The following is a 12,899-nucleotide window of genomic DNA, read 5'->3' as shown; positions in this document are numbered from 1 at the left end:
CGCGGGGCCCGGGCGGCCGCTCAGCACCATCGTGCTCCCGCCGAACTTCGCCGCCGAGAGCGTGCCGTCCCTTTCGTAGCAATAGATTCCGGCGTCGAGCGGCATTTGCAGCGACACCGCCGACGACTCGATGGCGAAGCAGTCGCCGGTCGCGCCCTCCAGCGGCTTCGGCAGCACGCTGACCGACAGCGCCTGGCGCAGCTCCGTGAACAGGTCCAGCCAGTCGGTGAACAGGTGCGAGAGCTTCGGGTCGGACGTCTTGGGCAGGCCGCCGTCGAGTTTGACGCAGCCCGAGCGCGGCTCGGCGCCCGTCGGCAGGGCACATTGGTGCAGCATGCCGCCGGTGAAGACAAGCGCGATATCGACCGCGCCGTCATGCGCGCCGCCCGGCACATCGACCCGCCAGGATCCATCGGTCGCCCGCTGGACCGACACCGTGCGGTCCGGGCGGCCGGGGCTCTTCAAGGTGTAGAGGGCGGCCTGCCGGAGGTCCTTCGCCGCGGCCGCCCGTGCGGCGAGTTGCGTCCTGGGCTGCTCATTAGGGGGTACGGCCGAAGGCCCGCCCTGGGTGGGCTGAGCACCCGGTACGGGCCCCGCGCCGCACGCGGCCTGGGCAAACAGCAATGCGACCACCAGGGGGAGGGCGAGCGGGCGAATCACTTGCACATTCTGACCCCCCTGCCGCCTGCAGCCCCGCTGAAACTCCGTTCAGGCGAAGCCGTGCTGTTGCGCGGCTGGAGTCGGCGCGCAGCGTCCGATGCCAGCCGCTGCGTAGAGGACTGAAACTCCGTTCAGGCGAAGCCGTGCTGTTGCGCGGCTGGAGTCGGCTGCCGGAATCACCGTGTCGCGGGTCACATCGCAAATTCTTCCCGTGCAGCGAGGTTCGCTCCTGCAGATGCGCGCCGTAACCGGTACCCCCAAATGACGTTTTTTCATCTGGGCCCGAAGCGTGAGATTGACACGGAGAGTGCCCGCCGGATCGCCATTAAGCTGTTGGCGTGGCTTTGGTGGTGCAGAAGTATGGCGGATCCTCGGTTGCCGACGCCGAGCGGATCAAGCGCGTCGCGGAGCGGATCGTCGCGACCCGCAAGGCAGGCAATGACGTCTGCGTGGTGGTGTCCGCGATGGGCGACACGACCGACGAATTGATCGATCTCGCGCACCGGGTGAGCCCGCTGCCGCCGGGCCGCGAGTTCGACATGCTGCTGACGGCGGGCGAGCGGATATCGATGGCCCTGCTCGCCATGGCCATTCACAACCTCGGATACGAGGCTCGCTCATACACCGGCTCGCAGGCCGGTGTCATCACGACCGCCTCGCACGGCAAGGCGAGGATCATCGATGTGACGCCGGGCCGGCTGCGCGGCGCGCTCGACGAGGGCGCGATCGTGATTGTGGCGGGCTTCCAGGGCGTCTCGCAGGACACCAAGGACATCACGACGCTGGGCCGGGGCGGCTCCGACACCACGGCCGCGGCGCTGGCGGCCGCGCTCAAGGCCGACGTGTGCGAGATTTACACCGACGTCGATGGGGTGTTCAGCGCCGACCCGCGCATCGTCAAGAACGCCCGGCAGATCGACCAGATTACCTATGAGGAGATGCTGGAGCTGGCCGCGTGCGGCGCGAAGATCCTGCATCTGCGCAGCGTGGAATATGCCCGGCGGTTCGGCGTGCCGCTGCATGTGCGCTCGTCATATTCGGAAAAGGCGGGCACGATGGTGTCCGGATCGATGGAGGCTCTCCCCGTGGAACAGGCAATGATCACCGGTGTGGCGCACGACCGGAGCGAAGCGAAGATCACGATCGTCTCGGTCCCGGATGAGCCGGGCGAGGCGGCCTCGATCTTCCGCGCGGTGGCCGACGCTGAGATCAACATCGATATGATCGTCCAGAACGTGTCGACGGAGGCGAGCGGGCGCACCGACATCTCCTTCACGCTGCCCAAGGACGACGGCCCGGCGGCCATGGCCGCGCTGCAGAAGATCCAGGAAAGGGTCGGATTCAAGGGCCTGCTCTACGACGACCATGTCGGCAAGGTTTCCCTGGTTGGGGCGGGCATGCGCTCCCACCCCGGTGTGACGGCGACCTTCTGCGAGGCGCTTGCCAAAGCAGGAGTGAACATCGAAATCATCTCGACATCCGAGATCCGGATTTCGGTAGTCTGCCGTGACACGGAGCTCGACAAGGCCGTACGGGCCGTGCACGAGGCATTTGAACTGGGCGGAGACGGCGAGGCCGTCGTCTACGCCGGAACGGGAAGGTGACCTGATGAGTAGACGTCCCACCCTGGCGGTGGTCGGCGCGACCGGTGCCGTCGGCACGGTCATGCTCGACATCCTGTCCAGCCGGGCCAACATCTGGGGTGAAATCAGGCTCATCGCCTCCCCGCGCTCGGCCGGGCGCAAGCTCATGGTGCGCGGCGAGGAGGTCACGGTCATCGCGCTGTCGGAGGAGGCGTTCGACGGCGTCGACGTGGCCATGATGGACGTGCCCGACGAGGTCTCGGCCGTGTGGGCGCCGATCGCCGCGTCGCGCGGCGCGGTGGTCATCGACAAGAGCGGCACGTTCCGGATGGATCCCGATGTGCCGCTGGTCGTGCCGGAGATCAACCCGGAGCAGGTGCGCAACCGGCCCAAGGGCATCATCGCCAACGCCAACTGCACCACGCTCGCGATGATCGTCGCGATCGCGCCGCTGCACCGGGAATATGGGCTCAAGGAGCTCGTCCTCGCGTCATACCAGGCGGTTTCGGGCGCGGGTGTGGCCGGTGCCGAAACGCTGTACGACCAGATCGTCAAGGTGGCCGGCGACCGCCAGCTCGGCCAGCGCACCGGCAACGTGCGCCACGCCGTGGGCGAGGACCTCGGGCCGTTCCCCGCCCCGCTGGCGCTCAATGTGGTGCCGTGGGCCGGCTCGCTCAAGGACCAGGGCTGGTCGAGCGAGGAGCTCAAGATGCGCAACGAGTCCCGCAAGATCTTGGGCCTGCCCGATCTCAAGGTGAGCGCCACGTGCGTGCGCGTGCCCGTGGTCACCGGGCACTCCGTCGCGGTGCACGCCGTGTTCGGGTCCGAAGTGGACGCCAACGGCGCGCGCGAGGTGCTGCGCGGCGCGCCCGGCGTGATCGTGGTCGACGACCCGGCGTCCGGTGAGTTCCCGATGCCCATCGACGCGGTCGGCACCGACCCGTCGTGGGTGGGGCGCATCCGGCGCGCGGTCGACGACCCGCGCGCACTCGACTTCTTCGTCACGTGCGACAACCTGCGCAAGGGCGCCGCGCTCAACGCGGCCCAGATCGCCGAGGTGCTAGCGGGAGAGTTTGCCTAGCAGCCGTTCCTTGATGAGAGGCCGCGTTCCGAACACCAAGAGGAACGCGGCCTCTCGCATGAGGCGCTGGGCGTGGTTTTCCATGAGCACCGAGCGGCTTCCGATGTGGACGATCAGGGTCTGGGCCGCCCGGATGGCCAGCTCTGAGGCTGTCGCGCGGGCCTCGGGGATGTCCGGGCCGAGCAGAAGCGCACGGCACGCCTCGATCTCGGATTCAAACCCGCCGTCCGTCAGCATGCTGCACCGTCGCGCCACGCCGAGGGCGAGAAAGCCGTTGATCGCCGAACCCGGCGCCTCGTTGCGCTGCCATTCGACGTAGGGCTGGGTCCCCGTGAACCGGTCCTCCGGCACGAAGTGCTGTCTGAAGTGGAGGGTCACCGTGCGGCTCGCGTTGGCGGCGACGAGGCGGACGGGCTCGGCGAGCAGGCTGTCGGAAGCGAACGCGTCGATGAGAAAGAACGCGATTTCGCCGCCGTCGAGCGCGGCCACCTGCACCACGTGCACCAGATCCCAGCCGGTGACCCACGGAACCGTGCCGTCGAGCAGATAGCCGCCGTCCACTTTGGACGCGTTAAGCAGGCCGCCGCGGGCGCCCGCGAGCGCGATGCCGCCCCGCATTTCGCCCTTCTCCAGCGCGGCCTTCATGGCGGCCGGGGCGGCGAAGACCGGGCCGTGATGCTGGATCCACACGAATGTCGTCGTCAGACAGCCGGACGCCAGCGCCTCGACGATCGGCATGGCATCGGCCATCTCGGGCAGGCTCGTCGCGATGCCGTAGAAACCGCCGTCTGCGAGTCGGCGAAAATGCGATTCGGGCACGCGGTCGGCCCGGTCTACCTCCAGTGCGGCGGGAAAGAGCACGTCATCGGCCAGGCGCTGGGCCCGCGTCCGCATCGTTTCGGTGTCCATGGGGTAACCATGGCAGACTGTGCCGATGCGCGCGGCAGATGTGGATCGGTTGCAGGACACGGCGAAGCGGTTGTTCGGGTGGGAGGCTTTGCGTCCGGCGCAGGTCGAGGCGATGGGCCAGGTCATGGCCGGGCACGACACGTTGGTGGTGTCGCCGACCGGCTCGGGCAAGTCGGCGATCTATCAGGTGCCCGCGGTGCTGCTGACCGGGACCACGATCGTGGTGTCTCCGCTGATCGCCCTACAGCGCGACCAGGTCAAGGGCCTGATGGCCAAGGGCGCGGCCGAAGCGCACGTGGTCAACTCGTCCAAATCGGAGTCCGCCAACGAGGCGGCGTTCGAGGCGCTGCAGACCGGTGGGGCCGAGTTTGTGTTCCTCACGCCCGAGCAATTGGCCAAGGCGGAGGTCATCGCCGAGCTGATTGAGGCGAAGCCCTCGCTGTTCGTCGTCGACGAGGCGCACTGTGTCTCCTCATGGGGGCATGACTTCCGGCCCGACTATCTGCGGCTGGGTGAGGCGATCGAGCGGCTGGGCCACCCGACGGTGCTCGCGCTGACCGCGACGGCCTCGCCGCCGGTGCGCGCAGACATCTTGGAGCGGCTCAAGATGCGCGACCCGGTGCAGGTGGTCAAGGGCTTCGACCGGCCCAACATCCGGCTTGAGGTGTCCCGCGAGATCACCGCGCGGGAGAAGCGGCGCGAGATCATCGACCGGATCATCGCGCTCGACCCGCCCGGCCTGCTGTATGTGCAGACCCGCGACGAGACCGAGGAGTACGCGGAGGCCCTGCGCAAGGAGGGCGAAGAGGCATATGCGTATCACGCCGGCCTTCCGGCCGCACAGCGCGCCGAAGTGCACGACGCGTTCCTGCAATCGGACAACGCCATCATCGTTGCCACGTCGGCCTTCGGCATGGGCATCGACAAGCCCAACGTTCGCTTTGTCGTGCACGCGGCACCGGTCGAGTCGTTGGACTCGTACTACCAGCAGATCGGGCGCGCGGGTCGTGACGGCGAGCCCGCCGCGGCGATCCTGTATTTCCGCCCGGAAGACCTGCGCCTGCCGCGCTTCTTCTCGTCGGGAAACGTGGACGAGGAGCTCCTGACGCGGGTGGCCGCCGCTGTGCGGGCGGTGGGCGGCAAACCGGTGTCCATTGAGGACATTGTGGAGGAGATCGACGTGAGCCGGGCGCGGGTCACGCGTTCGGCCAACCTGCTGCAGCAGGCGGGCGCGGTGGAGTCCGGGCGCGACGGGCTGCGCTGGCTCTCGCTGGGGCTGGAAGAGGCCGTCGCGGCCGCGGCCGAGGAGGCCGAGCAGATGCGCACGGTCGAGCTGACGCGCGTGGAGATGATGCGGGGATACGCCGAAACGGAGGACTGCAGGCGGCATTTCCTGCTCGGCTATTTCGGCGAGGAGTTGCCCGGCCTGTGCGGCTCGTGTGACAACTGTGAGGACGGTTCGGCCGCGGCGGAAGACGCGGACACGGGTTTTGCCGTGCAGAGCCGGGTTACTCACGCGCAGTGGGGGGCGGGGATTGTCATGCGGGAGGAGCACGACCGGATCACCGTGCTGTTCGAGGAGGTCGGCTACCGCACCCTCTCGCTGAAGGCGATCAAAGCGCGCAACCTGTTGGCGCCCGTGTAATCAACCCTCGTCGCGCTGGGCTTGCGCCTCGTCATCGGGCTCGCCGTCGGGCCGCTCCTCGGCGCCGAGGTGGTCGGCGTCCGTCCGGCCACGCGCGGCGAGCAGCGCCTCGTCCTGCCCCCGGTCGGCGTCGAGGCGCTCAACACTTTCCCTGTCCGGGTACATGTTGCACAGGTACCCGGACAGGGAAAAGGCAATCATCGGTTAAAGGCGTCGCGCGCCGCGTCCTTCGCGTCCTCGACCGCCTGCTGTGCCTTGGCCTTCGCCCGCTCTGCGGCGCCCTCGGCCTCAAGGCTCTCGTTGTCCGTCGCGTCACCTATCTTCTGCTTGGCCGTGCCCTTGAGCTCTTCGGCCTTGTTCTTCATGTCACCCATGCTCTGAAGTTGCCCGGATTCACACCCATGGAAACCTGAGCGGCGAGGGGTTCAGGAGGAGGAGAATCGCACGGTGTTGCGGCCCGACCGCTTCGCCGCGTAGAGGGCCTTGTCTGCGCGGCGCAGCGTCTGCGCGGAGGTCTCGGTGGCACCCTGCACGGCGACACCGATGCTGACGGTGCCGCCCACCGCCCGTGCCGCCTCGTTGAGGCGCTCGGCCACGGCGATCGCCATGCCGGCCGACGGCACGTCGACGACCGCGACGAACTCGTCACCGCCGATGCGGAACAGCTCGTCGCCCTGGCGCAGCGCGCCCTGCAGGGCCCCCGCGAGCTCGACCAGCAGCCGGTCGCCCGCCTCGTGCCCTTGCGAGTCGTTGAGGGCCTTGAGCTCGTCGACGTCGATCGCGAGCAGGGCGGTGCGCTCCGGCATGGCGTTGGCCAGGCGTTCGTCAAACGGGCCGCGGTGGCCAAGACCGGTGAGCGGGTCGGAGTTGGCCTGGCGGTGCAGCGCGCGCAGGTTGGAAAGCTTCTCCAGGCACGTGCCCGCCTGCGCGGCGAGCAGTTCGAGCAGGTTGACCATCGCGGGCTCGGGCTGGCTGACCGACTCGTCGAGCGCGATCAGCGCGCCCGACACGGTGGCGCTGCCCAGCGGAACGGCGATCATCGTGCGCACGCCGGAGTCGGTGAGCGCCTCGAACCCGCGCGCGTTGAGCAGCGCCGGATCGCCGATGGAGTATGCGGCCCCGTGCCGGCGGGCCAGTTCGACCAGCGTGTTCAGGCGCTCCGGCGCCGTGTGCGCGAGGCGGGCGACCAGCGGGCGATCGCGCTGCTCGGGTGAGCTGGCCGCGAGCATCACCCCGGCCGGGGTCGAGCGCAGCAGCACGGCCGCGGCCAGGCCGGTGACCTCCCGCGCGGCGCGGCAGGCGCGCGTGAGCACCTCGATGTCGGTGTCGGCCTCGGTCAGCGCCATCGAGTGCCGCAGCAGCTGCTCGCCGCGCGTCTCGGGCGGCGGTCCGCCCAGCTCCTCGACCCGCGCCCCGAGCAGCTGGCCGACCTCGCTGAGCAGGTCTTCCCAGCCGTCGAGCGGGATCGCGCTGGTCCACTCGGCGTTGAGCACGCCGATGGGCTGCCCGGCGCGGTCGAGGACGGGCACGCAGATCTCGGCCAGCACCTCCTTGCCGAGCTCCACGTAGTCGGGGTCGGCCGACACGTCGGGCAGGGTGACCGGCTTTCCGGTGGCATAGACCCGGCCCACGACCCCGCGCCCGAGCGGCACCGACGAATAGACCTGCCACGAACCGGTGGCGGCGACACAGCGCAGTCGATCCTGGACGTGCAGCAGCGCAGCGATCAGGGCGCCGCCCGAGCTGCGCCGGCTGAGCACGGCAAGCGTGGCGTTGCACGCGTCAACGGCGCTGTGGCTACGCCGCAGCGACATTGTCACATCAGCGATGATGTCGGTCAGGGGCACTGAGGGGTTTCCGGTTACTGAGGGTTATCGGATGGGGAGTGGTGCACCGGGTAGGGGATGGTCATGGACGAGCTTACCCACAGTGTGATTGCCTCATCGGCCCCTGCGAACGCCATTGCCACGTAGTGAGAGCAGCACGGCCAGAGCGAAGACCCCGGCGGCCACCGCGATGTGACGGTGCGGCGTCTTTTCTTCCTTCCGCTCGGCCGCCGACTGGACCATTCGGTGACGCAGTGCGGGAACTGGGCGCGGGCCGGCGGTGGTCCGCGGGGTCGGCCTTGCCGGTGGTGTGGGCGGCGGCACAGGCTGCCCGACGGTAGCTGCCGGAGCTGGTGTGGCCATCGTCACAGGAGAAACCGCGGGCAGGGCCGGCTCGCTGGGTGAGAGCGAAGGGTGAAGGTGGGAGTGAGGGCGAGAGTGAAGATGAAGGCGAAAGTGAAGGCGTAGGCGAAGGCGAAGGCGAAGGCGAGGCTGAGCGCGGGCGCGGGCGTGGGCTCGCATGCGGCCGCGTCGAGACCGTCGCCCGCGTTGCTCGGCTGAAGCCCGGCACGGGCCAGGCGGGCGGTGCCGGGTGCCGTGAGGCCGACGGCATAGATCGTGTTCGTGGTGTTGTGCCAGGGTAAAGGTCGTTGCCGTGCAACCAGATCGCGCCGAAGACCGAGTCACCGGGCAGCCCGGCGACTCGGCAAGCGGTGGCACCTGTCCGGTGCGCGGGTCGATGGCGACCAGTGCGGTGCGCGACCCGTGCGTGGACAGCGTGAGCAGGCGGCCGTCGCGATCGGCGGCCAGTCCGCGGCCAGTTTGATCGCCCGCCCGCCGGGGTCCGCGATCGCGTACAGCGCGTCGCCGTGCGCCGCGATCGCGTTGATCTCGTTGGGCAGCCCGCGCACCGGTGTCGTGGCCCCGCTCGTGGGGTCGAAGCGGAGCAGTTGTGTGCCAAGGCTCACGTACGCGTGACCGTCGCAAAAGGACGCCGCGTGCCCGGGTGATGGCGCGAAGAACACGGCCAACAGTGGCGGCAGGAGGATCAGTGCGCGCCTCACCGGGTACCAACGAAAGATCGTCACTAATCGTGACGGCGACAGTTCATATCGGTGTGCAGTGGATCGTGTCGGGCGTGGTGCTGGTCATCCTGGTCAGCCTGGTGGCGGCGGGTCTCGTATACGTGATCAAGCGGGTTCTCCCGCAGGAGAAGCGCGAGGCCGAGTTCGAGGCCATCGGCTTCGTGTTCGCCGTGATCGGCGTGCTTTACGCCATCGCCCTCGCGTTCGTGGTCATCGATGTCTGGCAGGGCAACAGCTCGACCGAGGCGGAGGTGTACCGCGAGGCGCACGCGCTCGTCGAGCAGTATCGCTACGCCGGCACGCTCCCCGGCCCGCAGGGCGCGCAGATCCAGCAGCCGGCCCGGGAGTACGCCGATCACGTGCTCGCCGAGGCGCGGGAGGCGCGGCTGGGGGCGTTCGAGTACGTGTTGGCACGGTTCGGGCAGATGGCACGTGGCGGATAGCACGTGGGACAGGTAGGTTCACTGCCTATGCGCAGGCTTGCCGTCTTCACCGCGGGCGCCGTCGTCACCTGTCTGGCGATCGCCGTTCCCGCATACGCCGGCGAAGGCCCCGCGCCGCTGGACGAGACCGGCCTCCTGCCGAACACCGGCGTGAAGATCAGCATGGTCGCCTTCGCGGGCCTGACCCTGCTCATCCTCGGTGGCGGGGCGATCTGGGCCAGCCGCCGCCGGCGTCGCTAGGGCGCACGCATTGTTCGCCCGCGCCTGGGGGATCGCCCGATCCCTGGCCATGTATCACGGGATTCCCGGCAGACAGCGCCGGATGGTGCGGTTCTACCGGCAGTTTCTCGGACCGGGCGACATCGGGTTCGACATCGGCGCGCATGTGGGCAGCCGGGTGCGGGCGTGGTCGCGGCTGGGCGCCCGGGTGATCGCGATCGAACCGCAGCCTGACTTTGTGCGCGTGCTCAAGCTCTTGTTCGGGCGCAATCGGCGGGTGACCGTCGTGCCCCTGGCCGTGGGCGCGCGGCCGGGGCGGGCGCGGATCGCGGTGTCGAGTGCGACGCCGACGGTCTCGTCCATGTCCGTGAACTGGATCGAGTCGGTGACGGCGGCCGATGAGCGGTTCGCGGCCGTGCGCTGGGATCGGTCCGTGGAGGTCGAGGTGGTGACGCTCGACGCGCTCATCGCCGCGCACGGCGAACCGGCCTTCTGCAAGATCGACGTGGAGGGCTTCGAGGTCGAGGTGCTGCAAGGACTTTCCCGGCCGCTTCAAGCCCTTTCCTTCGAGTACCTGCCACCCGCCCACGAAGCCGCGCTGACCGCCCTGCAGCTGGTCGAGCGGTTGGGCGCCTATCGATACAACTACGCGCCCGTGGAGACCATGCGCCTGGCCAGCCGACGGTGGCTCGACGCGGCCGGGCTGGTCGAGCTGCTGGAGCGACACCGCCCGCTGGGCAGGTCCGGCGACGTCTACGCCAGGCGGGCCCGGTGACGCCACAGCCACACCACGTCGCGGCCGAACGACTCGACAAGCAGCGCGAGCGCGACCACGAGCGCGGGGCCGGCGACGGGAAGACCAGCCGCGGCGTACGCGAGCACGATGCCCTGGATCGCCGCGACCACCTTGCGCCAGTAGCGGGGCGGGAGCCGGTGGCGCATCCACGGCTGGGTCCAGCTCACCGCCACATACAGGTAGCGCATCGCCCCGATCGTGAGCACCCACCAGCCCACGTCCGGTGCGACGAGCACGGAAAGCACGAGGATCAGGAACGCGTCCACCTCCATGTCGAAGCGCGCGCCGAACGGCGACGCCGTGTTGCTGCGCCGGGCGATCTGGCCGTCCACGGCGTCGAGGCACAGCGCGACCACGGCGATCCCGACCAGCGCGGGCACCGGAACGGGCCGGGTGAAGCCGTCGGCGGTCAGCGCGGCCACGCATCCGACGAGCAGAGCGCGCGCGAGCGTGACCCAGTCGGCCGGGCCAAACCGATGCGGCGCGAGCAGCACGCCCAGCACGAGCCCATAGGCGGTGCCCGTGGCCCATCCGGCGGGGCCGAGACCGGTCGTCGCGGCGAGGGCTGCCAGTCCCGTGGCCTGGCCGATGAACCCGATTATTGGGACCGGTCGAACCGGCGGCACGCTACCTCCGTGGTTTTGGGTGGAAGGGAGGCCGATGACGTATCACGCGCGCGCATTCTGGGTCAACTCGCCGGGCGCAGGTGAGATCCGTCCGGTGGAGTTGCCGGATCGTGGGCCGGAAGAGGTACTCGTCAAGACTCTCTTCTCGGGGATCAGCCGCGGGACCGAGACCCTCGTCTTCCGCGGCGAGGTGCCGCAGAGCCAGTGGGGTGTGATGCGGGCGCCGTTCCAGGAGGGCGACTTCCCAGGCCCGGTGAAATATGGCTATCTCAACGTCGGCGTGGTGCAGGACGGGCCCCCGGATCTGTTGGGGTGCGAGGTCTTTTGCCTCTATCCACATCAGACGGCCTATGTGGTGCCTGCGGGTGCGGTGAGCGTGCTTCCCGAGGGGGTGCCCGCCGGGCGGGCGGTCCTCGCGGGGACCGTGGAGACGGCCGTCAATGCCCTGTGGGATGCCGCCCCGTTGATCGGTGACCGTGTCACGGTCGTCGGCGGCGGGATGGTCGGCTGCAGCGTGGCGGCGCTTCTGGCCCGCTTCCCGGGCGTGTCCGTGGAGCTGGTGGACGTCAATCCGGCGCGTGTTGGTGTAGCCCGCGCTCTCGGCGTGCCGTTCGCGTTGCCGGAAGCTGCCTTGCACGGGCGCGACCTGGTAGTGCACGCGAGCGCGACTGCGGCCGGGCTCCAGCTGTCGCTGGAGTTGCTCGCGCCCGAGGGGCGGGTGGTCGAGCTGAGCTGGTACGGCGATCGCGAGGTCGGCCTGCGGCTGGGCGGGGCGTTTCACTCCCGGCGGCTGAGCATCCGCGGCAGCCAGGTCGGCACGGTCGCCCGGCCGGACCGGACCTTCGCACAGCGGCTCGCCCTGGCGCTGGACCTGTTGCGCGATCCCGTCTTCGACGCGCTCATCACCGGGCAATCCCCGTTCGATCAGCTGCCCGACGTGCTGGCGGCCATGGCCGCCGGCGACCGGGACTCGCTGTGCCACCTCATCACCTACGACGGAGAATGAATAAGTGTTCAGCGTGACGGTTCGCGACCACATGATGATCGCGCACAGCTTCCGGGGCGAGGTCTTCGGGCCCGCGCAGCGCCTGCACGGCGCGACATTCGTGGTCGACGCGACCTTCAAGCGGACCGACCTCGACGCGGACGGCATCGTGGTCGACATCGCGCTGGCCGCGCGGCAGCTGAACGAGGTGGTGGGCGAGCTCAACCTGCGCAATCTCGACGACGAGCCGGCGTTCGCGGGCGTGAACACCACGACCGAGGTGCTCGCGCGCCACATCGCCGACCGGCTCGCCGCGCGCATGGCGGGTCAGGGGTTGACCGGCATCACCGTCACGCTGCACGAGTCGCACGTCGCCTGGGCTTCGTATGAGCGGGCATTATGAAGACCGTCTATTTCGTGGTACCCGACGACCTGTCCGCGCCGACGGGCGGCAACATTTACGACCTTCGAGTCCGGGCCGGGCTGGAATCACTGGGGTGGACGGTGAGTTTCGACCCGCCGCCCGCCGGTGCACTCGTGCTCGTCGACGGCATCGTTGCGTCCTGCGTTGAGGCGCAGCGGTTTCGGACGGTGGTGCTGTTACACATGCCGCTGGGCGTGCCGTCCAGCGCGGCTGCCGTGATCACGACGAGCCGGTGGTGCCGGCGGCACGTGCTCGCCACGCAGGGGCTGGACCCGCAACGGGTGCACGTGGCGGTGCCGGGGGTGGATCCCGCCGTGCCGGCCACGCCTTCCGAGGCGGGTGCGCGGCTGCTGTGCGTGGGGGTTGTCGCCCGGCACAAGGGACACGACGTGCTCGTGGAGGCCCTGGCCAAGGTGGCCGACCTGGAGTGGGACTGCATGTGTATCGGGTCGCTGAACCGGGAACCTGAATTCGTGGAGCGCCTGCTCCGCCAGACGCGGGAGCACGGCAAGGGGGGTGGGCCCGAAGGGCTGGGGGGCGGGAGAAGCATGGCTGAGCGGATCACCTTCGCCGGCCCGCGCAGGGGTGCGGACCTCGATGCCTGCTACGCCGATGCG

15 protein-coding genes and 1 pseudogene are annotated in these 12,899 nt (G+C 69.4%); 9 read left to right on the top strand and 7 right to left on the bottom strand.

All coding sequences use genetic code 11. From position 1 onward, the window contains the following. Positions 1-660, bottom strand: a 660-nt coding sequence (locus tag DM816_RS34220; RefSeq protein WP_162908112.1) for a hypothetical protein, incomplete at its 3' end; no start/stop codon positions are given. A 338-nt stretch (positions 661-998) separates the two neighbouring features. Here DM816_RS34220 and DM816_RS34215 point away from each other — a divergent pair. Together DM816_RS34215 and DM816_RS34210 are read left to right on the top strand one after the other, a co-directional pair. Then, positions 999-2,264 (top strand): aspartate kinase, encoded by a 1,266-nt coding sequence (locus DM816_RS34215; RefSeq protein WP_117214608.1) that lies wholly within the window; start codon positions 999-1,001, stop codon positions 2,262-2,264. A 4-nt stretch (positions 2,265-2,268) separates the two neighbouring features. After that, positions 2,269-3,324, top strand: a complete 1,056-nt coding sequence (locus tag DM816_RS34210) for an aspartate-semialdehyde dehydrogenase (RefSeq protein ID WP_117214607.1) — start codon at positions 2,269-2,271, stop codon at positions 3,322-3,324. Here DM816_RS34210 and DM816_RS34205 read toward each other — a convergent pair. Then, positions 3,304-4,233, bottom strand: a complete 930-nt coding sequence (locus DM816_RS34205) for an acyl-CoA dehydrogenase family protein (protein ID WP_117214606.1) — start codon at positions 4,231-4,233, stop codon at positions 3,304-3,306. The two genes, DM816_RS34210 and DM816_RS34205, sit on opposite strands and share 21 nt — an antisense overlap. 25 nt (positions 4,234-4,258) lie before the next feature. On the opposite strand from DM816_RS34205, the gene DM816_RS34200 reads away from it, so the two are divergent. Further along, positions 4,259-5,878 carry a RecQ family ATP-dependent DNA helicase gene (locus DM816_RS34200; protein WP_117214610.1) on the top strand — a complete coding sequence of 540 codons (1,620 nt, stop codon included), beginning with the start codon at positions 4,259-4,261 and terminating at the stop codon, positions 5,876-5,878. Here DM816_RS34200 and DM816_RS34195 read toward each other — a convergent pair whose 3' ends face one another. From DM816_RS34195 to DM816_RS34175, 4 genes are all read right to left on the bottom strand, one after another. Next, positions 5,879-6,079, bottom strand: coding sequence for a hypothetical protein (locus DM816_RS34195; protein ID WP_117214605.1), 201 nt, complete (start codon positions 6,077-6,079; stop codon positions 5,879-5,881). It lies immediately after the preceding gene. Continuing rightward, positions 6,076-6,252, bottom strand: coding sequence for a CsbD family protein (locus DM816_RS34190; RefSeq protein WP_117214604.1), 177 nt, complete (start codon positions 6,250-6,252; stop codon positions 6,076-6,078). The genes DM816_RS34195 and DM816_RS34190 overlap by 4 nt, the downstream gene beginning before the upstream one ends. Before the next feature lie 51 nt (positions 6,253-6,303). Beyond that, positions 6,304-7,692 carry a diguanylate cyclase gene (locus DM816_RS34185; RefSeq protein WP_117214609.1) on the bottom strand — a complete coding sequence of 463 codons (1,389 nt, stop codon included), beginning with the start codon at positions 7,690-7,692 and terminating at the stop codon, positions 6,304-6,306. A 695-nt stretch (positions 7,693-8,387) separates the two neighbouring features. Further along, positions 8,388-8,768: a hypothetical protein gene (locus DM816_RS34175; protein ID WP_117214602.1), complete on the bottom strand. Its 381-nt coding sequence runs from the start codon at positions 8,766-8,768 to the stop codon at positions 8,388-8,390. 29 nt (positions 8,769-8,797) lie between these two features. Between DM816_RS34175 and DM816_RS34170 the strand changes: the two genes are divergently transcribed. Genes DM816_RS34170 through DM816_RS34160 form a run of 3 tightly spaced genes read left to right on the top strand, consistent with a single transcriptional unit; the run spans position 8,798 to position 10,226 of the window. Further along, the gene (locus DM816_RS34170; RefSeq protein ID WP_162908111.1) at positions 8,798-9,232 is read left to right on the top strand and encodes a bestrophin-like domain; all 435 of its coding nucleotides are present in this window, start codon (positions 8,798-8,800) and stop codon (positions 9,230-9,232) included. 27 nt (positions 9,233-9,259) lie between these two features. Then, positions 9,260-9,472, top strand: coding sequence for an LPXTG cell wall anchor domain-containing protein (locus tag DM816_RS34165; protein ID WP_117214600.1), 213 nt, complete (start codon positions 9,260-9,262; stop codon positions 9,470-9,472). Positions 9,473-9,482: 10 nt separating this feature from the next. Further along, positions 9,483-10,226 (top strand): FkbM family methyltransferase, encoded by a 744-nt coding sequence (locus tag DM816_RS34160; protein ID WP_117214599.1) that lies wholly within the window; start codon positions 9,483-9,485, stop codon positions 10,224-10,226. On the opposite strand, the gene DM816_RS34155 is transcribed toward DM816_RS34160, so the two are convergent. Then, a complete protein-coding gene (locus tag DM816_RS34155; RefSeq protein WP_117214598.1) occupies positions 10,205-10,873 on the bottom strand; it encodes a CDP-alcohol phosphatidyltransferase family protein in 669 nt (222 codons plus the stop codon). The two genes, DM816_RS34160 and DM816_RS34155, sit on opposite strands and share 22 nt — an antisense overlap. A gap of 34 nt (positions 10,874-10,907) precedes the next feature. Between DM816_RS34155 and DM816_RS34150 the strand changes: the two genes are divergently transcribed. The 3 genes and pseudogenes from DM816_RS34150 to DM816_RS34140 all read left to right on the top strand — a co-directional run. After that, positions 10,908-11,879, top strand: a complete 972-nt coding sequence (locus tag DM816_RS34150; RefSeq protein WP_117214597.1) for a zinc-dependent alcohol dehydrogenase — start codon at positions 10,908-10,910, stop codon at positions 11,877-11,879. Positions 11,880-11,883: 4 nt separating this feature from the next. Next, positions 11,884-12,261, top strand: a complete 378-nt coding sequence (locus tag DM816_RS34145) for a 6-pyruvoyl trahydropterin synthase family protein (RefSeq protein ID WP_117214596.1) — start codon at positions 11,884-11,886, stop codon at positions 12,259-12,261. After that, positions 12,258-12,899: pseudogene (locus tag DM816_RS34140) on the top strand (glycosyltransferase family 4 protein); the annotation flags it as partial. The gene DM816_RS34145 and the pseudogene DM816_RS34140, both read left to right, overlap by 4 nt.

This window comes from Allorhizocola rhizosphaerae (assembly GCF_003426775.1).
In the GTDB taxonomy this organism is placed as follows: Bacteria; Actinomycetota; Actinomycetes; order Mycobacteriales; family Micromonosporaceae; genus Allorhizocola; species Allorhizocola rhizosphaerae.
Note: the sequence above shows the minus strand (reverse complement) of the source record. Positions and strands in the feature narration are given on the sequence as shown.

Bases quoted from the DNA above. Each gene is read 5' to 3' on its own strand.
- DM816_RS34210 (WP_117214607.1), top strand. From the start codon at position 2,269: ATGAGTAGACGTCCCACCCTGGCGGTGGTCGGCGCGACCGGTGCCGTC.
- DM816_RS34205 (WP_117214606.1), bottom strand. From the start codon at position 4,233: ATGGACACCGAAACGATGCGGACGCGGGCCCAGCGCCTGGCCGATGAC.
- DM816_RS34200 (WP_117214610.1), top strand. From the start codon at position 4,259: ATGCGCGCGGCAGATGTGGATCGGTTGCAGGACACGGCGAAGCGGTTG.
- DM816_RS34195 (WP_117214605.1), bottom strand. From the start codon at position 6,079: ATGATTGCCTTTTCCCTGTCCGGGTACCTGTGCAACATGTACCCGGAC.
- DM816_RS34190 (WP_117214604.1), bottom strand. From the start codon at position 6,252: ATGGGTGACATGAAGAACAAGGCCGAAGAGCTCAAGGGCACGGCCAAG.
- DM816_RS34185 (WP_117214609.1), bottom strand. From the start codon at position 7,692: ATGTCGCTGCGGCGTAGCCACAGCGCCGTTGACGCGTGCAACGCCACG.
- DM816_RS34165 (WP_117214600.1), top strand. From the start codon at position 9,260: ATGCGCAGGCTTGCCGTCTTCACCGCGGGCGCCGTCGTCACCTGTCTG.
- DM816_RS34150 (WP_117214597.1), top strand. From the start codon at position 10,908: ATGACGTATCACGCGCGCGCATTCTGGGTCAACTCGCCGGGCGCAGGT.